Origin of the sequence: Kitasatospora sp. NPDC088346 (assembly GCF_044740765.1) — a bacterium.
Classification (GTDB): domain Bacteria; phylum Actinomycetota; class Actinomycetes; order Streptomycetales; family Streptomycetaceae; genus Kitasatospora.
The window spans coordinates 1-19,919 of sequence record NZ_JBIURH010000007.1 but is presented as its reverse complement, the minus strand read 5'-3'; the positions used below and the strand labels follow the sequence as shown (position 1 = coordinate 19,919).

Below are 19,919 nucleotides of genomic sequence, written 5' to 3'. Positions count from 1 at the left end.
GCGAGGTGGACTGGTCCCGCGTGTCGCCGTGCATGCCAAACTCCTGCCCGAGATCGGCGGCGGCTCCCGCGGGCCGGTGGCCGGGGAGTGCCGGAGGAACTGCTGGCTGAGGAAGGACGTGCGACCGGAAGCCTGCCCGCACCGACGCGCCCGGCAACCTGCCCACCGGCCCGCGACCGCGACTCGTGGTCCCGAGCAGGCGTGCGCGTCCCGGCGCGCGCCGCTCGGGGTACGCCCCGAGGTGACCCAACCCAACCGGAAACGAGCGGAGCAGGGATGAGGACACGCGTTCAGAACGCAGCTCAGGGCCGAATGGGCTAAGAAGGAAAACGGTTCGTCAACGAGGTGCTCCCGGACCTGGAGCAGCAGGGCGCGCCAACCGGCTCGCACTCCCCGCGGCACCAACGACCTTTGTGCATCCTCGCACCACCGGCAAGTCCTGGGGACGGGTACGCACCCGTTTTTGGCCGATGAACGGGGGCAAATCAGACACGCGACATGCAGCTGTTCCCAAGTGTTTACGCGCCCAGGGCGCGCCCTCCGGCCATCGTGCGCCCCCTGCGCCCCCCGTGTGCCGGAGTGCGCCCAATGCGATCTCACCAATGGTCCGAACGGGTGCGCAATGCGGTAGTTGACGCCCCTTCAGGCGTCTCGCGGGGTCTACGCTTCAGGTCGTGAAGGCAATCCGCAGATTCACCGTCCGCACTGTCCTGCCCGAGCAACTCCAGCCGCTGCACGAACTCGCGCTCAACCTGCGCTGGTCCTGGCACCCCGAGACCAGGGAGCTGTTCCGCTCGGTCGACCCCGAGGTGTGGGCCGCCGTCGGGGAGGACCCGGTCCGGTTGCTCGGCGAGGTACCGGCGGCCCGGCTCTCGGCACTCGCCGTCGACCGGCGGTTCCTGCGCCGACTCGGCGACCTCGCGGACGACCTCCGCGACTACCTCACCGGCCCCCGCTGGTACCAGTCCGCCCTCCCCCCGGGAGACGGCGCGGGCCCGCTGCCCGCCGCCATCGCCTACTTCTCGCCCGAGTACGGCATCGCCGCCGCCCTGCCGCAGTACTCCGGCGGCCTCGGGATCCTGGCCGGCGACCACCTCAAGGCCGCCAGCGACCTCGGCGTGCCGATCATCGGCGTCGGCCTGTTCTACCGACACGGCTACTTCCGGCAGTCGCTCTCCCGCGACGGCTGGCAGCAGGAGCGCTACCCGCTGCTCGACCCCGACGAGCTGGCCGTCAGCCTGCTGCGCGAGCAGGACGGCTCGCCCTGCCGGGTCGACCTCGCCCTGCCGGCCGGCCGCACCCTGGCCGCGCACATCTGGAAGGCCCAGGTGGGGCGCGTCCCGCTGCTGCTGCTGGACTCCGACATCGAGGCCAACGGCCCCGCCGAGCGCAACGTCACCGACCGCCTCTACGGCGGCGGCAGCGAGCACCGGCTGATGCAGGAGATACTGCTGGGCATCGGCGGCGTCCGGGCCGTGCGCAGCTACTGCCGGCTCACCGGGCACGCCGCCCCCGAGGTCTTCCACACCAACGAGGGCCACGCCGGCTTCCTCGGTCTGGAGCGGATCCGCGAGCTGGTCGGCGCCGAGGAGAAGCCGGTCGAGGGCGCCGCCGCCACCGACGAGCCACTGGACTTCGGCGCGGCCCTGGAGGCCGTCCGGGCCGGCACCCTGTTCACCACCCACACCCCGGTCCCGGCCGGCATCGACCGCTTCGACCGGGACCTGGTCGCCCGGCACTTCAGCGGCGACGCCGCGCTGGCCGGCGTCCCGGTGGAGCAGGTGCTCGCGCTCGGCGCCGAGAGCTGGACGGGTGGGGACCCGAAGCTCTTCAACATGGCGGCCATGGGCCTGCGGCTGGCCCAGCGCGCCAACGGCGTCTCCACCCTGCACGGCGAGGTCAGCCGGGCCATGTTCAACGGCCTGTGGCCGGGCTTCGACGCCGCCGAGGTGCCGATCACCTCGGTCACCAACGGCGTGCACGCCCCCACCTGGATCGACCCCGCGGTGGTCCGGCTCGGCGCCGGCGAGATCGGTCTGGAACGGGCCGAGGACGCCATGACCATCGGCGAGGCCAAACGCTGGACCGGCCTGGAGCGGATCGGCAACGCCGACGTCTGGGAGCTGCGCCGCACCCTGCGGGCCCAGCTGGTGGAGGAGGCCCGGAGCCGGGTGCGCGCCTCCTGGCGCCAGCGCGGCGCCGGCGAGGCCGAGCTCGGCTGGGTCGCCACGGCCCTCGACCCGGACGTGCTGACCATCGGCTTCGCCCGCCGGGTCCCCTCGTACAAGCGGCTCACGCTGATGCTCCGGGACCAGGAGCGGCTGCGCTCGCTGCTGCTGCACCCGACCAGGCCGGTGCAGATCGTGGTGGCGGGCAAGGCGCACCCGGCGGACGACGGCGGCAAGCGGCTGATCCAGCAGCTGGTGGCCTTCGCCGACGACCCCGCGGTGCGGCACCGGATCGTCTTCCTGCCGGACTACGACATGGCGATGGCCACCCACCTCTACCCGGGCTGCGACGTCTGGCTGAACAACCCGCTGCGCCCGCTGGAGGCCTGTGGCACCTCCGGGATGAAGGCCGCCCTGAACGGCTGCCTCAACCTGTCCATCCTGGACGGCTGGTGGGACGAGTGGTACGACGGGCAGAACGGCTGGGCCATCCCCACCGCGGACAGCGCGGGGCTCGGCCGGCTCGACCCGGAGAGCGCCGAGGCCGAGAAGCGGGACGACATCGAGGCCGCCGCGCTCTACGACCTGATCGAGCACCAGGTCGCCGCCCGGTTCTACGACCGCGGGGCGGACGGGCTGCCGCACCGGTGGATCGCGATGGTCCGGCACACCCTGGTCACGCTCGGCCCGAAGGTGCTGGCCGGCCGGATGGTCCGGGAGTACGTCGAGCGGCTGTACGCCCCGGCGGCCGGCGCCCGGCGCGAGCTGGCCGCGGCCGAGCCCGGCGGCCCGTCCTACCCGGGTGCCCGGGAGCTGGCGGAGTGGAAGGCGCGGGTCCGGCAGGCCTGGCCGGCCGTCCGGGTGGAGCACGTCGAGGCGGACGGGCCGGACGAGGCCCAGGAGCTGGGCGCGACGCTGGCCCTGCGGGTGCAGGTCTCGCTCGGCCCGCTGCAGCCGACCGACGTCGAGGTCCAGGTGGTCTCCGGCCGGGTGGACGAGAGCGACGGCATCTCCGACGCCGTCGCGATCGCGCTCAAGCCGGCCGGCGGCCCCGACCTGGACGGCCGCCGGCGCTACGAGGGCTCGCTGGAGCTCTCCCGCACCGGTCCGTTCGGCTACACGGTGCGCGTGCTGCCGTCCCATCCGCTGCTGGCCTCCCCGGCCGAACTCGGGCTGATCTCCCTCCCCCCGGAGGCGGTCGGGATGGACGCGGGCGTCCTGCGCTGAGCCCCGCGGGCCGTACCCGCCCGGGAATCACGCTTGCGCGGCCCCTCCCCGGTCATTATCGTCACTCTGACCATAATGACCAGGAGGGGCCGTACCCATGCCCGTCAGCGATTTCCTGAGCGAGCTCACCGCACCGCTCACCACCGTGCTCGGCCACGTCGGCGACGACGAGGTGACCTGGGCCGAACTGCTCGGCTTCGCCACCGGCGCGGCCGGCGTCTGGCTCGCCGTCAGGGCGAGGATCTGGAACTTCCCGGTCGGCATCGCCAACAACGTCTTCTTCCTGGTGCTCTTCGCCGGTGCCCGGCTCTACGCCGACGCCGCCCTGCAACTGGTCTTCCTGGCGCTCGGCGCGCACGGCTGGTGGCGGTGGCTCCGCGGCGGTGCGGCCGGCGCCCCCGAGGTGTTCCACCGGGCCGGCCCGCGCACCGTGGCGGCCCTGCTGGCCCTGCTGGTGCCGGTCACCTGGGGCCTGACCGTGCTGCTCGACCGCGCCGGCGACAGCGCGCCGTTCTGGGACGCGCTCACCACCGCGCTCTCGCTGGCGGCGCAGTGGCTGCTGAACACCCGCCGGATCGAGACCTGGTACTTCTGGATCGCCGCGGACGTGATCTACGTGCCGCTCTACCTGAGCAAGGCGCTGGACCTCACGGCCCTGGTCTACCTGGTCTTCCTCGGCATGTGCGGGATCGGTCTGCGGGCCTGGCACCGCGGTCTCGCCGCCCCGGCGGTGGTGACGGCGTGAGCGGGCGCTTCGGACACGGCCTGGTGATCGGCAAGTTCTACCCGCCGCACGCCGGCCACCACTTCCTGATCCGCGCCGCGGCCGACGCCTGCGAGCGGGTCACGGTGGTGGTGATGGCCGCCGACACCGAGTCCATACCGCTGGCCGCCCGGGTCTCCTGGGTGGCCGAGGCCTGGGCCGGCGAGCCGCACGTGCGGGTGACGGGCGTGGTCGACAACCTGCCGGTGGACTACGACAGCCCCGAGGTCTGGGCCGCCCAGGTCGCGCTGATGCGCGAGGGCCTGGCCGCCGCGCCGCCCGCTGGGCCGGTGGACGCGGTCTTCAGCTCGGAGCCGTACGGGGTGGAGCTGGCCCGGCGGTTCGCGGCCGCGCCGGTCGTGCTGGACCGGGCGCGGGAGACGTTCCCGGTCTCCGGGACGAAGGTCCGGGCCGACCCGGCGGCGTACTGGCCGGAGCTGGAGCCGCCGGTGCGGGCCTGGCTCGCCCGGCGGGTGGTGGTGCTCGGCGCCGAGTCCACCGGCACCACCACGCTCTCCCGGGACCTGGCCGCCGCCCTGCGGGCGCGCGGCGGCCCGTACGCGCTGACCGGCTGGGTGCCGGAGTACGGCAGGGAGCTGACGGCGGCCAAGCTGGCGGTGGCCCGGGCCACGGCGGACCCGGCCGGCCCGGAGCCGACCGTGTTCGACCTGGAGTGGGACGACGCCGACTTCGAACTGGTCTGCCGCCGGCAGGGCGAGGCGGAGGAACGGGCAGCCCGCGGCGGCGGACCGGTGCTGGTCTGCGACACGGACGCGCTCGCCACCACCGTCTGGCAGCGTCGCTACCGGGGCGCGGTCACCGAGCCGGTGCGGCGGCTGGCCGCGGGGCTCTCCCCGCGCGCCCTCTACCTGCTGACCACGGACCGGGACGTGCCGTTCCACGACGACGGCCTGCGGGACGGCGAGCACCTGCGGCCGTGGATGACCGGCCTGTTCCGGGAGGTCCTGACGGCCGGCCGGACACCTTGGCTGGAACTGGACGGTGACCGCGGCGAACGCCTGCGACAGGCGCTCGCCGCGGTCGACCGGATGCTCGCGCAGGGCGCCCTGCTGGCGGACCCGCCCGGCTGACGCCCGCCGCGGCCCGCTCAGACCAGGCTGTCCTTCCAGGTCCGGTGCAGGTGGGCGAAGCGGCCCTGGCCACCGATCAGGTCGGCGGGGGAGCCGTCCTCGACGATCCGGCCCTGGTCCATCACCAGGACCCGGTCGGCGATCTCCACCGTGGAGAGCCGGTGGGCGATGATCACGGCGGTGCGGCCGGCCAGCACCGTCCGCATGGCGCGCTGCACCGCCTGCTCGCCCGGCACGTCCAGCGAGGAGGTCGCCTCGTCCAGGATCAGCACCGCCGGGTCGGCCAGCAGGGCGCGGGCGAAGGCGACCAGCTGGCGCTGGCCGGCCGAGATCCGGCCGCCGCGCTTGCGGACGTCGGTGTCGTAGCCGTTCGGGAGCGCGGCGATGAACTCGTGCGCCCCGATCGCTTCGGCGGCCCGCTCGACCTCGGCACGGGTGGCCTCCGGGCGGCCGATCGCGATGTTCTCGGCGACCGTGCCGGAGAACAGGAAGGACTCCTGGGTCACCATCACCACGTTGCGGCGCAGCTCCGGGGTGGCCAGTTCGCGCAGGTCGGTGCCGTCCAGCGTGATCCGGCCGTCGGTCGGGTCGTAGAACCGGGCCAGCAGCTTGGCCAGGGTGGACTTGCCCGCGCCGGTGGCGCCGACCACGGCGGTGGTCTGGCCGGCGGGCAGCGTCAGGTCGAAGACCGGCAGCACCTCCTTGCCGGTGCGGTAGGCGAACCGCACGCCCCGGAAGTCGACCGTGCGGCCGGTGCCGGCGGCCGCCGGCAGGGCGACGGGGTCGGCGGGCTCGGGCACGGACGGTTCGTGGGCCAGCAGGCCCGCCATCTTCTCCAGTGCGGCGGCGGCCGACTGGTAGCTGTTCAGGAACATCGCCAGCTGGTCGATCGGGTCGTAGAGGCGGCGCAGGTAGAGCACGAAGGCGGTGAGGACGCCGAGCTCCAGGCTGCCGTCGGTGACCAGGTACGCGCCGAGCACCACGATGCCGGTGATCCACACGTTGGCGACGGCGCGGGAGAAGCCGACGTAGCGGGCCATCTCCAGCAGGCCGTCGGCGGTGGCCGCGGCGGACTGCCGGTTGACGGTGCCGAAGGCCTCCTCGTTGGCCCGCTCACGGCGGAACGCCTGCACCGGCCGGATGCCGTTCATGGTCTCGGTGAACTTCACGATCACCGAGGCGACGGCGGTCCGCGAGCGCCGGTAGACCCGCAGCGAGCGCCGTCGGAACGACCGGATGATCAGGTACATCGGCAGGAAGGACGCCAGTGCGGCGAGCCCCATGCGCCAGTCCATCACCAGCAGCACCACCGAGATGAAGCTGACCGACAGCGCGACCGAGAGCAGTTCCTGAAGCCCCTCGTTCAGCAGCTCGCGCAGCGCGTCCACGTCGCTGGTGGCCCGGGAGATGATCCGGCCGGAGGTGTAGCGCTCGTGGAAGTCCAGGCTGAGCCGCTGGGCGTGCCGGAAGATCCGGCCGCGCAGGTCCAGCAGGACGTCTTGGTTGATCCGGGCGCTGTACCGGATGAACAGCCGTTGCAGGTAGGTGGAGAGCAGGGCGCAGCCCAGGTAGGCGACGGTGACCGCGATCAGCGGGCCGTCGTCGTGCGCGCGTAGGGCCGGGATGCCGCGGTCCATCGCCACGGCGACCAGCAGCGGGCCGGTCTGCAGGGCGGCCTGCTGGACCAGGATCACCAGCATGGCCAGCAGGATCCGGCGGCGGTGCGGGCCGAGCAGTTGTCCGAGCAGGGCGCGGGCCGCGCCCGGGGGGACGGGGATGTCCTCGTCGTCCGGTGCCGGGGTGCCGAGCTCCTCCAGCTCCTCGGCCGGCTCCAGGGTGGTGGTCATCGCCGGGTGCTCCCTTCGAGCTCCTGGGCGGCCTCGCCGGACATCAGTGCCCGGTAGGCCGGGGAGCTCCGCAGCAGCTCCGGGTGGGTGCCGACGGCGGTGATCCGCCCGTCGGCGAGGAGGGCGACCCGGTCGGCGAGCAGCACCGTGCTCGGCCGGTGGGCGACGACCAGGGCGGTGGTGCCGGAGAGCACCTCGCGCAGGGCGCGCTCGACCAGCGCCTCGGTGTGCACGTCCAGGGCGGAGAGCGGGTCGTCCAGGACCAGGAAGGTCGGCTCCCCGACCACGGCCCGGGCCAGGGCCAGGCGCTGGCGCTGGCCGCCGGACAGGCTCAGCCCCTGCTCGCCGACCTGGGTGTCGGGACCGGCGGGCAGCCGGTCGACGAAGGACGCCTGGGCGGTGTCCAGGGCCCGGGCGAGCCGGTCGGGACCGGCCTCCGGTGCGCCCATCAGCACGTTGTCCCGGACCGAGGCGGAGAACAGGGTCGGCTCCTCGAACGCGACGGAGACCAGCCGTCGCAGCTCCTCGCGGGGGATGTCGCGGACGTCGCGGCCGTCGAGGGTGATCGTGCCGCCGGTGGTCTCGTACAGCCGGGGGAGCAGGGCGGTGAGCGTGGTCTTGCCGCTGCCGGTGGCGCCGACCAGGGCGAGGGTCTCGCCCGGCCGGATGTGGAGGTCGACGCCGTCCAGCAGGTCGGGGGTGCCGGCGGGTGCGTCGGGGTAGCGGAAGCGGACGCCGGTGAGGCGGATGCCCCGGTCGGCGGCCGGTGCGGCGCCGGTCGGCGTCTCCCCCGGGTCGGGCTCGTCCATGACCTCGAAGTAGCGGTCGGTCGCGGTGGCGGCCTCGTTGGCGTAGGCGAGCAGCCAGCCGAGCGACTCTACCGGCCAGCGCAGTGCGAGGGCGGTGGAGAGGAAGGCGACCAGGGTGCCGGCCGAGAGGGTGTCGTGGGCGACCTGGACGGCGCCGACGGCCAGCGCGCAGCCGAGCGCGAGTTCGGGCAGGCCGACGATGACGGCCCAGAGGTTGGCCAGCAGGTCGGCCTTGCGCAGCTCGGTGCCGCGCAGCCGCCGGCTGTGGCCGGCGAACTCCTCGGTCATCGCGCGGTGGCGGCCGAAGGCCTTGAGGATGCGGATGCCGAGGACGGACTCCTCGACCACGGTGGCCAGGTCGCCGTTCTGGTCCTGGGCCTGCCGGGCGGAGGCGGCGTACCCGTGTTCGAAGTACCGGGTGAGCACCATCAGCGGGACGGCGGGGACCAGGGTGATCAGCGCGAGCTGCCAGCTGAGCACGAACATCAGGGCGGTGCCGGTCAGGAAGACCATCGTGTTGACGATCAGGAAGACCAGCGGGAAGGCCAGGAACAGCCGCATGGTGAACATGTCGGAGGTGGCCCGGGAGAGCAGCTGGCCGGAGGACCAGCGGTCGTGGAAGGAGACCGGCAGCCGCTGGAGCTTGGCGTAGAGGTCGCCGCGCATCGCGGTCTCGACCCGGGCCAGCGGGCGGGCCACGATCACCCGGCGGACCCCGAACAGCCCGGCCTCGACCAGGCCGAGCAGCAGGAGCAGCCCGGCCAGCGGCCACAGGGCGTCCAGGTCGCGGTGGGCGATCGGTCCGTCGACGATCCGGCGGAGCACGACCGGGACGCCGAGCACGCTGCCGGAGGCGATCAGGGCGGCGACCACGGCGCCGGCCAGCCGCCAGCGGGCCGGGCGGGCGTACGGCCACATGCGCAGCAGGGAGCGCACCGTGGACCGGGGTGCCGGTCTGTCCGGTGGATCGGATCTGTCGACCGGCGGTGGGTCGAGGTCCTCGGCGGTGGTCTGCGCGGTGTGCTCGTTCTCGGCCATCGCCGAGAGGGTAGGCCGGGGCCATGACATTTCTCATCCGGTTTTACGCGCCTGTCGGCGGGAACCGGCCATGGTCGTCCACCACCCGGAGCAGCCGGCAGGACCGGGCGGCCAGGGTGAGGTCGGTCAGTGCGGGGTGCTCGTCCGGCGCGGGCTCGTCCCGGGCGGTGTCCACCTCGGTCCGGTAGGCCGCCGCCCAGGGCGCACCCGGAAGGGTGAAGGGGACCGCCTGGGGGCCGGCGTTGAGCAGCAGCAGGAAGCTGTCGTCGCGCAGCGGCCGGCCGTGCTCGTCGCGTTCGGACATCGCGGAGCCGGAGAGCAGCATTCCGAGGGCGGCGGTGGGGGTGAACCAGTCGGCCTCGGTCATCTCCCGGCCGGTGCCGGTGAACCAGGCCAGGTCCCGCTGGCCGCCCGGCACGGCGGCGCGGCCGGAGAAGAAGGCGCGCTGGCGCAGCACCGGGTGCCGGCGGCGCAGGGCGATCAGCCGGCCGGTGAGGTCGGCGAGCGCGCGCCACTCGGGCTGTTCCAGCAGGGACCAGTCCAGCCAGCTGGTGGCGTCGTCCTGGCAGTAGGCGTTGTTGTTGCCGTGCTGGGTGCGGCCGAGCTCGTCCCCGGCGGTGAGCATCGGGACGCCGGTGGAGAGCAGCAGCGTGGTGAGCAGGTTGCGCAGCTGGCGCCGGCGCAGGTCGAGGACGGCCGGGTCGGTGCTCTCGCCCTCGGCGCCGCAGTTCCAGGAGCGGTTGTCCTCGGTGCCGTCCCGGTTGTCCTCGCCGTTGGCCTCGTTGTGCTTCTGGTTGTACGAGACCAGGTCGCGCAGGGTGAAGCCGTCGTGCGCGGTGACGTAGTTGACCGAGGCGTACGGGCGGCGGCCGCCGCGCTGGTAGAGGTCGGAGGAGCCGGAGAGCCGGTAGCCGAGCTCGCGGACGTCGGGCCGGGCGCCGCGCCAGAAGTCCCGGACGGTGTCGCGGTACTTGTCGTTCCACTCGGCCCACAACGGGGGGAAGCCGCCGACCTGGTAGCCGCCGGCGCCGACGTCCCAGGGCTCGGCGATCAGCTTCACCCGGCTGAGCAGGGGGTCCTGGGAGACGGCGCCGAGGAAGGGGTGGTGCATCTCCACGCCGTCGCTGCCCCGGGTGAGGGCGGAGGCGAGGTCGAAGCGGAAGCCGTCGACGCCCATCTCGGTCACCCAGTACCGCAGCGAGTCGGTGATCAGCCGGACGGTGTGCGGCTGGCGGGTGTCCAGGGTGTTGCCGCAGCCGGTGTAGTCGGCGTAGCCGCGGCGGCTGCGGTCCAGCCGGTAGTAGCCGCCGTTGTCGATGCCGCGCAGGGAGAGCGCCGGGCCCATGGTGCCGCTCTCGGCGGTGTGGTTGTAGACCACGTCGAGGATCACCTCGATGCCGGCCGCGTGCAGGGCGCGGACCATCCGCTTGAACTCACCGACCTGCTGGCCGCGGCTGCCGGCGGAGGAGTAGCCGGCGTGCGGGGCGAAGTAGCCGAGGGTGTTGTAGCCCCAGTAGTTGGTCAGGCCGCGGGCCTGGAGGTGGTCCTCGCTGACGTGGTGGTGGACGGGCAGCAGCTCCACGGCGGTGACGCCGAGCCGGGTCAGGTGCTCGATCGCCGCGGGGTGGGCCAGGCCCGCGTAGGTGCCGCGCAGGTGCGGCGGCACGTCCGGGTGGCGCATGGTGAAGCCGCGCACGTGCAGCTCGTACAGGACGGTCTCGGCCCAGGGGGTCTTGGGCCGGTGGTCGTCGTACCAGTCGTCGTCGTCGTGCACCACCACGCCGCGGGGCACGTAGGGCGCGGAGTCGCGGTTGTCCCGGACGGTGTCGGCGACCTCGTGCTCGGGCCAGTTGCGGACGGCGGCGCAGGTGGCGTCGTGGGCGGTGTAGTGGCCGTCGACGGCGCGGGCGTACGGGTCGAGCAGCAGCTTGGCCGGGTTCCACCGGGCGCCGGTCCACGGGTCCCAGCGGCCGTGCACGCGGTAGCCGTACCGGGTGCCGGGCAGGACGCCGGGCAGGTAGCCGTGCCAGGTCTGGAAGGTCTGCTCGGTCAGCCGGTGTCTGCTCTCGCGGCCCTGCTCGTCGAAGAGGCAGAGGTCCACGGCCTCGGCGGCGGGTGCCCAGAGCGCGAAGTTGGTGCCCCGGCCGCCGTGCGGGTCGGTGCGGAAGCGGGCGCCGAGCGGCTGCCAGCTGCCGGGCCAGGGGTCGGGCGGGACCGGGTGGGGCGCCGTGCCGTTGGAGGACGCGGTACGGGGCCGTGGCGCGTCCCGGTCCGTCCCCGTGTCCAGCTCCTGCCACGCAGTCATCGCCGCACCCTCCCAGCGCGGGGGTCCCGTCCCCGCCTTCCTGTTGTTCCCTGATCGGATGCCGCCGTCACGTGGCGAAGGCCCTCGTGACGGACTGTGAACGATTGTGTCCCGCCGTGCGTCCGGACGGCGCCCGATGGGTGAACTCGTTCCCCCGTGTCCCCGGGTCCATGTGGTGGTCCCCGGGTGAAGCGCCCCGGCCGACGGCCGGCCATTCACGGAAACGGCACCTGCCGCCCCTCGAAGATTCACCCGGACGGGCCAGTTATCCTGACCTCCCGCGCCGGTCCGGGGTCCGTGTCCGGCGAGCAGCGCGAAAAAAAGAAGTCCTTCGCCCGGTGCAACCCGACCCGGGCACAGCGCGTGTATTCGCTTTGGGTTACCGGGAGGGGAGAGACCGACGTGAAGCCGGTTCAGGCGGCCGACGCCGCAATACGCAGAAACACGGGGACGACCGGACGGGCCGTCCGCCAGGCCGGGGTCGCGGTGCTGATGGGTGGCGTCCTGCTGCTCGGGTCGGCGTGCAGCTCCGGGGGCGGCGGCTCCAGCGACGGGGGCTCCGGCGGGGGGACGGGTGGCGGGGGTTCCTCGGCCTCGGCGGCCGAGCCCGCGAAGGTCTCGACCGCCCAGCTGACCGTGACGCCCAAGGACGGCGCCACCGACGTGGCCCCGAACGGACTGCAGGTCGCGGTGGCCAGCGGCAAGCTGACCAACGTCGAGGTGACCGACAAGAACGGCAAGGCGGTGGCCGGCGCGATCGCGGCCGACGGCCTGAGCTGGAAGCCGACCGACGCGCTCGCCGTCGGCATGGTCTACAAGGTGAACGCGCAGGCCAAGGACGCGGCAGGCCTGGAGGCCGCCTCGACCAGCACCTTCACCACGCTGACCCCGGCGAAGACCGCGGCGACCAACGACAACATCTCGGACAACAGCACCTACGGTGTCGGGATGATCGTCTCGGTGGCCTTCAGCAAGCCGATCAAGAACAAGGAGGCGGTCACCCAGGGGATCACCTTCGAGGCCTCCGACGGCACGGTCGTCAAGGGCCACTGGTTCGGCACCCAGCGGCTGGACTTCCGTCCGGCCGAGTACTGGAAGCCCGGCACCAAGGTGACCATCCACTACCGCCTGAAGAACGTCGAGGTCTCACCCGGTGTCTACGGTGACGTGGACAAGGACGAGCCGTTCACCATCGGCCGCTACCAGGTGAGCACCGCGGACGCGGCCAGCCACCAGATGACGGTCAAGAAGGGTGACGGCACCACCCAGACCATCGCGATCACCGCCGGCAACGACGACAACCCGTCGTGGAACGGCACCATGGTCGTCTCCAGCAAGGAGAAGGTCACCCGGATGAACTCGGCCACGGTGGCCAACGTGGTCGGCGGCGAGTACGACGTCCCGGACGTCCCGCACGCGATGCGGCTCACCAACTCCGGCACCTACGTGCACGGCAACTACTGGAGCAGCGCCTTCGGCAAGTCGAACGCCAGCCACGGCTGCATCTCGATGCAGGACGGCAAGGGCGGCGACGACGGCTCGACCGCCGGCAAGTTCTGGTCCGGCTCGATGGTCGGCGACGTGGTCAAGATCGTGAACTCCAAGGGCAAGCAGGTCTCCCCGGACAACGGCCTGAGCGGCTGGAACGTCGCCTGGGGCAGCTGGTAGTCCGTCCCCCGGTCACGCGGTGTCGCACCGCGAACCGTCCCCGGAGCCGTCACGGCCCGGTCGTTCTCCGGAACGACCGGGCCGTGCTCTGTTCGTGACCGAATCTCGACCCTGGTCACGCAACCTTGCGGGAGGACCCCACGTGTAAAGGGCTGACGGCCGACTGGGGAGATGGGGAGCAAGCGAGTGAAGTCGATACGTACGGGTCTGGCGGCAGGAGCGGTCACCGGCGCGCTGGTGCTGCTGGCGACCGGCTGCAACGCGGCCGGCGGCGGCACGGCCGCGGGCCCGGCGGCCGCGCTCGCCCCGACCCCGGCGACGTCCCCCACCTCCGCCGCGCCCACCGCCTCCGCGGCGGTGCTGAGCATCGAGCCGGCCGACGGCGCCAAGGGCGTCAAGCCCGCGGGGGCGCTCAAGGTCGGGGTGACCGGCGGCAAGCTGACCACCGTTGCGGTCACCGGCCCGGACGGTGCCCAGGTGCCCGGTGCACTCGCCGCGGACGGGCTCAGCTGGGTGCCGGCCGGCAACCTCGCGGTCTCCTCGCAGTACCGGGTGGCGGCGACGGCGACCGACGCGAACGGGATCGCGACGACGGCCCAGAGCGGCTTCACCACCCTCACCCCGGCCAAGGACGCCGGGGCCCACGACAACATCGCCGACAACGCCACCTACGGTGTCGGGATGATCGTCTCGCTGACCTTCGAGCGGCCGGTCAAGGACCGGGCGGCGGTGGAGAAGGGCGTCACCTTCGAGACCTCGGACGGCACGGTGGTCAAGGGTCACTGGTTCGGCAACCAGCGGGTGGACTTCCGCCCGGCCGAGTACTGGAAGGCCGGCACCAAGGTCACCATGCACTACCGGCTGAAGAGCGTCGAGGTCGCGCCCGGCGTCTACGGCGGGGTGGACCGGGACGAGCCGTTCACCATCGGCCGCTCGCAGCTCAGCACGGCGGACGTGGCCACCCACCAGATGGCGGTGGTGCGCGACGGGCAGCAGGTCGACACGGTGCCGTTCACGGCGGGCAAGCCGGGCTTCGACACCTGGAACGGCACGATGGTGATCGAGGACATGTCCGAGACCACCCGGATGACCTCGCAGGGCGTCGCGGGGGTCGGCTCGGGCGACGAGTACGACATCTCCGACGTGCCGCACGCGATGCGGCTGACCGACTCCGGCACGTACGTGCACGGCAACTACTGGGGCAACGCGTTCGGCTCCTACAACGCCAGCCACGGCTGCATCGGCCTGGCCGACGGCAAGGGTGGCACCGCCGGGTCGCGAGCGGGAAAGTTCTACGCCTCCTCGCTGGTCGGCGACGTGGTCACGGTGGTCAACTCCAAGGGCGGCAAGGTCTCGGCCGACAACGGGCTGAGCGGCTGGAACCTCGACTGGGCCTCCTGGTAGGCGCCGGCCGCGGTTCGAACGGCCGGTCCGGGCCGGTGTTCGGTTGCGCCGGGCATATGCCAGACGAATAGTGATCGTTTGGTCATTGTCCGTGCGCGCCTGCATGCGTTCCGCAATGATGGGCGCATGGCAGGATGGGGCGAAGCGGACCAGGCATCATATTCCTTGGCCGCACTGGCCGATGACGGCCTTTCGACGTGCCGGGTGCCGGCACTGTCGGAGCTGGAACGGCGCACTCCCCCGGAACTGCAGAGGGCCGCGTTCCAGCAGCTCAGGGGCCATTCCCCGGACGAGGAGGCCCGACTCCCGTCCCGTCCGCAGTCGGCCGGCGTCGCCCGCCGGGTGGTGCTCGCCGTCCTGGCGGACTGGGGGCTGCACCAGCACCTGGCGGCGGGGGAACTGCTCACCGGTGAACTGGTCGCGAACGCCGTGCGGCACGCCGGGGGGCGCACGATCGGGTTACGCATGGCGCGCAGGCCCGGCTGCGTCCGGGTGGAGGTGCGGGACTCCTCGCGGGCCCTGCCCTGCCTGATCCTCTCCACCGAGCCGCTGCACGAGAGCGGCCACGGGCTGCGGGTGGTCTCGGAGGTCTCCGACCGCTGGGGCGCGGACCTGCTGCCGCGCGGCAAGGCCGTCTGGTTCGAGCTCAAGGTGCGTGAACGCGTGGCGGGTTGATCCCGGCCGGCCCCGGAAACCAGTGCGGGGCCCCCCGTCCACGATGGTGCGTGGTCTGGGGGCCCCTGCAGGTCACCGCGCAGGCCGATGGGGGTGCATGCCGCGCAGTGGTGACGGCCGGACCGGGTCGTGGAGGCCGTGGATCGCGTCGGCGCACGTAGCGCCGGACTCGTACGACTATTGCACGGCCTCAGCATGTGAGCAAATTGGATTGGAAGGCACGTAACCCACTTCACCTTAGGTGTGTGTATGGATTCGCGTGCCTGCCTGTGATTATTCAGTCGATGGCCATCTTTCCGTCACTGCCGACCGCAGGCGCGGTCGGCGGGCCGGACGCACCCGAGGGTGAACCCCCGGCTCGGCGACTCACTCCTTGCGGTGAACGGGTGGCGCGAGGGGCTGACCGGGGCGGCCGGCGCGGATCAGGTCCTTCATCCGTGCGACGTGCCGGCCCGCCGCCGCGCTCCACTCCGGGGCCGGCCGCGGCGGGGCCGGGCCCCGGCGGCAGTCGTGGCACACGCCGCCCGGCAGGGTCCTCGGCGGCCCGGGTCTGCCGCAGTCGGTGCACTCCATCATCCGCACCCGCGGCGCCGCGGCGGCGGCCCGCGGGGGCGGCGCCGGCGGCAGCTTCTCGACCAGGCGTCTGCGGGCCAGCGCACCCGGGGAGTGCACGGACTGCGGTAGCCCCGAGGTGAGGGCGATCGTGAGCTGTTCCGGCGTCGCACCGCGCGCCAGCCACTCGGCCGCCGCGCCCTCCAGCGCGGCGCACTCGGCGGCGGACAGCATCATCCGGGCGTCGACCCGGCCGAGACCGGCCAGCGTCTCGTACGCGTCCGAGCGGGCGGCCCGCTCGGACGGCGCCGGACGCGACGGCCGTGGGGGCCGTGGCGGATCGGCGGCGGGCGGGGAGTCGTCCGGCGGATCGTCGGCGGGCACGCCGCGGCCGAGGAACGCCAGCCACCAGGCGTCCGAGCGCGGCACCCGGGAGAAGTACGTCCGCTGCACCCAACGGACGCCGTCCGTACCGGCGTTCTCCCGGAAGCGGCGCAGGTGGCCCGCCTCGGACAGTTTGCGCAGGGCGGACCGCACGGCCTGCTGGCCGTAGTACGGCTGCTCGCGGGCGAGCGTCTTGGTGTCGATCGCCGCGCCCTCGGGGAGCCGGTCGATGAACGCCGCCAGGTAAGCCTCGCGGGCGGACAGGTGTGCGAAGTTCGCTGCGCTGTACGGGATTTCGGCCGGTGCGGACCGCTTTCCGAAGCCGGTGTTGGCCATCGGATGCGCGTGAGGGGCCGGGGGAGCGCTAAAGTCTGAGGAAGCCACAGGATTGCCTTGTCCGGTTGGTGTGGTCAGACCCCCGTTCGGTGTTGGTAGCGCCGGCGGGGGTCGTTTCGTTGCTGCGCACGCTACACGGCCGTGACGCATGGTCGCGACTCGGTGACGATTGGTCATATCTGATGGCCGCAGCGGCACTTGGGTGGGTGGGTGGGAAGGGGTAACCCACCCGTTCCGACAAGAGAGAGCTCGACCCCCGCGGCTTGAGCTTCGGGGCTACGAAGGCTCCTGCCGCACCGCGAACGCAACGAACTCGGCCCACGCGGCGGACGGGAACCCGAGCGTCGGGCCGCCCCGGTCCTTCGAGTCCCGGACGTGCACGGTGCCGGGGGAGGAGGCGACCTCGACGCAGGCGCCGCCCTGGTCGTCGCTGTAGCCGGATTTGAACCACGTCAGCTCGGTGTTGCTCACAGTTCCTCCGCCACCCTCATGATGAACAGCGCCGACTCCTCGGCGCTCAGAGCCTGCATCCGGATCATTCCATGGCGCTGGGCGAGGGTGCTCACCTTGAGCGGATCGGCATACAGCGCGCCGGTCTCCTGCCCTTCCACGTAGGCGAATTGCTCGTGATCGGCGTTCTCCAGCAGGACCAGGGGGCCGCTCAGCCCCGGGTAGGCCACCCGGTCGGCCGGCAGCACCTGGATGACCACGTTGCGCAGCCTGCCGACCTCGACGAGGTGCCGGAGCTGGCGCCTCATGGTGGCTCCGCCTCCGACCAGGGTGCGGAGCGCGGCCTCGTAGATCACGAACGCGAACAGCACGGTCGGCGAGTGCCTGAGCCTCTCCTGCCGCTGGAGTCGGCCGGCGACTCGCGCCTCGACGGTCTCGTCGTCCAGCGGCGGGCAGCTGTTGCCGATCAACTCCCGGGCGTACTCCTCGGTCTGCAGCAGGCCCGGGACGAGCAGCGTCTCGAACCAGTGGATGGCGATCGCCTCGGCCTCGTGCGTCATGAACTCCTGCGTGCGCGCCGGAAACCGCTCCGGGGTGAGGTACTCCGTGGCGGCGACCAACTTCCCTTGCGCGCCGCAGAGTTCGTCCGCCACCTCCAGTAGCCGCAGGGTGGGTCTGCGCCGCCCCTGCTCCATCGACTTCACGCTCTCCGGTTCGTAGTTGGCCGCGCGGCCCAACTCCTCACGGGTGACGCCCGCGTGGGTGCGCCAGAGCTTGATCTGGTTGCCGCAGTAGCGCCACGCCATCGGCGGCCGGGCGGTCTCGCTCGTCACCGGGTGCCGTCCCCTCTCCAGGTACGCGCCGGGTACGACCACCTGCTGTACCCGTGGCGTCACTCCTGAGCGTAGGGCCCGACCGGCACCTTGGGAGCGTCGATCGGCGCAGAACGCGCCCGTGAGTGAACCGGCCCGAGGACGACCATGACCGCACACACCGCCGTTCCCACCGAGTGGCTGCTGCCGTTGCGCGCCCGCAGTGCGGGCCGTGCCCGCGCGCTGCTGCGGGCACGGGCCCATGCGTGGAGCCTGCCCGGGGAGACGACGGAGACCGCACTGCTCCTGCTCAGCGAGCTGGTCACCAACGCCTGCCGGCACGCCCGGGTCCCTCCGGGCCGGCGGGTCGGCATCCGCTGCACCCTGCGGGACGGCGTCCTGCGCGTGGAGGTCTCCGACCCCGGTGACGGCGTCCCCCACCCCCGTCGGGCCGCCCCCGACGACGAGTCCGGCCGGGGCCTCGCCCTCGTCTCCGCCCTCGCCACCGCCTGGGGCAGCCACCCACGGCCGTCCGGCCCGGGCAAGACGGTCTGGTTCGAACTCGGCAGGGGCGAGGCACCTTCGGCCGAGTGACCGGGACGACGGAGGGCCGACGGGACGGGGCGCACTCGTCCCCGGCGGCCGTCACGGTGTCCCGTTCGTCGAGCCGTGCCACCCGGTGCCCCGGTGCGGCACGGCTCGTCGGAGTACGGGAGGGGCGCTCGCGGACCCTCACGCTCCCCGGACCGGTCGGCCTCCGACCGGCCGGCGGATCAGCACTCGATGACGTTGACCGCGAGTCCTCCGCGCGAGGTCTCCTTGTACTTGATCTTCATGTCCGCGCCGGTCTCCTTCATGGTCTTGATCGCCTTGTCGAGCGACACGTGGTGCCGCCCGTCGCCGCGCAGGGCCATCCGGGCGGCGGTGACGGCCTTGACGGACGCCATGCCGTTGCGCTCGATGCACGGGATCTGGACCAGGCCGCCGACCGGGTCGCAGGTGAGGCCCAGGTTGTGTTCTATGCCGATCTCGGCCGCGTTCTCGACCTGCTCGGGGCTGCCGCCGAGGACCTCGGCGAGGCCGCCGGCGGCCATCGAGCAGGCGGAGCCGACCTCGCCCTGGCAGCCGACCTCGGCGCCCGAGATGGAGGCGTTCTCCTTGAAGAGCATGCCGATCGCGCCCGCGGCGAGCAGGAAGCGGACGATGCCGTCGTCGTCGGCGCCGGGGATGAAGTTCTGGAAGTAGTGCAGGACGGCCGGGATGATGCCGGCCGCGCCGTTGGTCGGGGCGGTGACCACGCGCTGTCCGGAGGCGTTCTCCTCGTTCACGGCCATCGCGTAGAGGGTGACCCACTCCATCGCGTTGGCCGGCCCGATGCCCTCCGCGCGCAGCGCGCGGGCGCCGGAGGCGGCTCGGCGGCGGACCTTGAGGCCGCCGGGCAGGATGCCCTCGCGGGCCATGCCGGCGTCGACGCACTCCTTCATCACGCCCCAGATCTCCAGCAGTCCGGTGCGGATCTCGGCCTCGGTGCGCCAGGCCTTCTCGTTCTCCAGCATCAGGCCGGAGATCGACAGCCCGGTCTCCCGGGTGAGCCGCAGCAGTTCCTCGCCGGTGCGGAAGGGGTAGCGCAGGGCGGTGTCGTCGGGCACCACCCGGTCGGCGCCGATGGCGTCCTCGTCGACGACGAAGCCGCCGCCGACCGAGTAGTAGGTCTTCTCCAGGACGCTGCTGCCGGCGGCGTCGAAGGCCCAGAGGGTCATGCCGTTGGCGTGGTAGGGCAGGGACTTGCGCCGGTGCAGGACCAGCTGGGTGTCCGGGTCGAAGACGATCTCGTGGGCGCCGAGCAGCCGCAGCCGCTGGTCGGCCTTGATCCGCTCGACGTCCAGGTCGGCCTGGTCGACGTCGACGGTGCGGGGGGAGTTGCCCTCCAGGCCGAGGAGGACGGCCTTGGGGGTGCCGTGGCCGTGCCCGGTCGCGCCGAGCGAGCCGAAGAGCTCCGCCCGGACGGTGGTGACCTGGGTCAGCAGCCCTTCGGACTTCAGCCGGCGGGCGAACATCCGGGCCGCCCGCATCGGGCCGACGGTGTGCGAGCTGGACGGGCCGATGCCGATGGAGAAGAGGTCGAAGACGCTGATGGCCACGGGGGACGTCCTTGTCTGGTCTCGTGGAGACGTGCTAGAGGGTGCGGGCACGGCGCGGGGCACCGCGGTCCACTGTCCAGTGTGCGCGGTGCCCCGGCGAACCGGGGGGTACGGCGGAGGTCGCCCGTCCCACCCCCCGGTGAACTACAGGTTCGGGTAGAGCGGGTACTTCTCGGCCAGGGCGGTGACGCGGGCCTTGAGTGCGGTGGCCTTGGCGTCGTCGAAGGCGGGGAGGAGGGCCTGGGCGAT

Annotated in this window: 14 protein-coding genes; 7 read left to right on the top strand and 7 right to left on the bottom strand. The window is 72.8% G+C overall.

The window, feature by feature from the left end:
- The first annotated feature begins 674 nt into the window (after positions 1–674).
- From glgP to ACIOFR_RS12220, 3 genes are all read left to right on the top strand, one after another.
- On the top strand, positions 675–3,395 hold the full coding sequence (gene glgP, locus ACIOFR_RS12230) for an alpha-glucan family phosphorylase (RefSeq protein WP_400995395.1): 2,721 nt from the start codon (positions 675–677) through the stop codon (positions 3,393–3,395).
- A 97-nt stretch (positions 3,396–3,492) separates the two neighbouring features.
- A complete protein-coding gene (pnuC, locus tag ACIOFR_RS12225; protein WP_400995393.1) occupies positions 3,493–4,140 on the top strand; it encodes a nicotinamide riboside transporter PnuC in 648 nt (215 codons plus the stop codon).
- On the top strand, positions 4,137–5,249 hold the full coding sequence (locus ACIOFR_RS12220; RefSeq protein WP_400995390.1) for an AAA family ATPase: 1,113 nt from the start codon (positions 4,137–4,139) through the stop codon (positions 5,247–5,249). The genes pnuC and ACIOFR_RS12220 overlap by 4 nt, the downstream gene beginning before the upstream one ends.
- A gap of 17 nt (positions 5,250–5,266) precedes the next feature.
- On the opposite strand, the gene ACIOFR_RS12215 is transcribed toward ACIOFR_RS12220, so the two are convergent.
- From ACIOFR_RS12215 to glgX, 3 genes are read right to left on the bottom strand one after another with little or no spacing between them, the layout of a single operon-like run.
- Positions 5,267–7,096, bottom strand: coding sequence for an ABC transporter ATP-binding protein (locus ACIOFR_RS12215; RefSeq protein ID WP_400995388.1), 1,830 nt, complete (start codon positions 7,094–7,096; stop codon positions 5,267–5,269).
- Positions 7,093–8,943: an ABC transporter ATP-binding protein gene (locus tag ACIOFR_RS12210; RefSeq protein ID WP_400995385.1), complete on the bottom strand. Its 1,851-nt coding sequence runs from the start codon at positions 8,941–8,943 to the stop codon at positions 7,093–7,095. The genes ACIOFR_RS12215 and ACIOFR_RS12210 overlap by 4 nt, the downstream gene beginning before the upstream one ends.
- Before the next feature lie 43 nt (positions 8,944–8,986).
- The gene (gene glgX / locus ACIOFR_RS12205) at positions 8,987–11,248 is read right to left on the bottom strand and encodes a glycogen debranching protein GlgX (RefSeq protein ID WP_400995383.1); all 2,262 of its coding nucleotides are present in this window, start codon (positions 11,246–11,248) and stop codon (positions 8,987–8,989) included.
- A gap of 402 nt (positions 11,249–11,650) precedes the next feature.
- Between glgX and ACIOFR_RS12200 the strand changes: the two genes are divergently transcribed.
- The 3 genes from ACIOFR_RS12200 (at position 11,651) to ACIOFR_RS12190 (ending at position 14,995) form a co-directional block, all read left to right on the top strand.
- Positions 11,651–12,916: an Ig-like domain-containing protein gene (locus tag ACIOFR_RS12200; protein WP_400995381.1), complete on the top strand. Its 1,266-nt coding sequence runs from the start codon at positions 11,651–11,653 to the stop codon at positions 12,914–12,916.
- Between the two features lie 171 nt (positions 12,917–13,087).
- On the top strand, positions 13,088–14,320 hold the full coding sequence (locus ACIOFR_RS12195; protein WP_400995379.1) for an Ig-like domain-containing protein: 1,233 nt from the start codon (positions 13,088–13,090) through the stop codon (positions 14,318–14,320).
- 204 nt (positions 14,321–14,524) lie between these two features.
- Positions 14,525–14,995, top strand: coding sequence for an ATP-binding protein (locus ACIOFR_RS12190; protein WP_400995377.1), 471 nt, complete (start codon positions 14,525–14,527; stop codon positions 14,993–14,995).
- Between the two features lie 366 nt (positions 14,996–15,361).
- Here ACIOFR_RS12190 and ACIOFR_RS12185 read toward each other — a convergent pair whose 3' ends face one another.
- The 3 genes from ACIOFR_RS12185 to ACIOFR_RS12175 form a co-directional block, all read right to left on the bottom strand.
- On the bottom strand, positions 15,362–16,267 hold the full coding sequence (locus ACIOFR_RS12185; protein WP_400995375.1) for a hypothetical protein: 906 nt from the start codon (positions 16,265–16,267) through the stop codon (positions 15,362–15,364).
- 276 nt (positions 16,268–16,543) lie between these two features.
- The gene (locus ACIOFR_RS12180) at positions 16,544–16,738 is read right to left on the bottom strand and encodes a DUF397 domain-containing protein (RefSeq protein WP_400995373.1); all 195 of its coding nucleotides are present in this window, start codon (positions 16,736–16,738) and stop codon (positions 16,544–16,546) included.
- A complete protein-coding gene (locus ACIOFR_RS12175) occupies positions 16,735–17,523 on the bottom strand; it encodes a helix-turn-helix domain-containing protein (protein ID WP_400995831.1) in 789 nt (262 codons plus the stop codon). The genes ACIOFR_RS12180 and ACIOFR_RS12175 overlap by 4 nt, the downstream gene beginning before the upstream one ends.
- Before the next feature lie 174 nt (positions 17,524–17,697).
- Between ACIOFR_RS12175 and ACIOFR_RS12170 the strand changes: the two genes are divergently transcribed.
- Positions 17,698–18,123: an ATP-binding protein gene (locus tag ACIOFR_RS12170; RefSeq protein WP_400995371.1), complete on the top strand. Its 426-nt coding sequence runs from the start codon at positions 17,698–17,700 to the stop codon at positions 18,121–18,123.
- Positions 18,124–18,302: 179 nt separating this feature from the next.
- On the opposite strand, the gene ACIOFR_RS12165 is transcribed toward ACIOFR_RS12170, so the two are convergent.
- The gene (locus tag ACIOFR_RS12165) at positions 18,303–19,670 is read right to left on the bottom strand and encodes an L-serine ammonia-lyase (RefSeq protein ID WP_400995368.1); all 1,368 of its coding nucleotides are present in this window, start codon (positions 19,668–19,670) and stop codon (positions 18,303–18,305) included.
- Positions 19,671–19,919 lie beyond the last annotated feature (249 nt).

Excerpts from the sequence above, each read along its gene's own strand:
- pnuC (WP_400995393.1), top strand. The coding sequence starts at position 3,493 with ATGCCCGTCAGCGATTTCCTGAGCGAGCTCACCGCACCGCTCACCACC.
- ACIOFR_RS12215 (WP_400995388.1), bottom strand. The coding sequence starts at position 7,096 with ATGACCACCACCCTGGAGCCGGCCGAGGAGCTGGAGGAGCTCGGCACC.
- ACIOFR_RS12210 (WP_400995385.1), bottom strand. The coding sequence starts at position 8,943 with ATGGCCGAGAACGAGCACACCGCGCAGACCACCGCCGAGGACCTCGAC.
- glgX (WP_400995383.1), bottom strand. The coding sequence starts at position 11,248 with ATGACTGCGTGGCAGGAGCTGGACACGGGGACGGACCGGGACGCGCCA.
- ACIOFR_RS12195 (WP_400995379.1), top strand. The coding sequence starts at position 13,088 with ATGGGGAGCAAGCGAGTGAAGTCGATACGTACGGGTCTGGCGGCAGGA.
- ACIOFR_RS12185 (WP_400995375.1), bottom strand. The coding sequence starts at position 16,267 with ATGGCCAACACCGGCTTCGGAAAGCGGTCCGCACCGGCCGAAATCCCG.
- ACIOFR_RS12175 (WP_400995831.1), bottom strand. The coding sequence starts at position 17,523 with ATGGCGTGGCGCTACTGCGGCAACCAGATCAAGCTCTGGCGCACCCAC.
- ACIOFR_RS12170 (WP_400995371.1), top strand. The coding sequence starts at position 17,698 with ATGACCGCACACACCGCCGTTCCCACCGAGTGGCTGCTGCCGTTGCGC.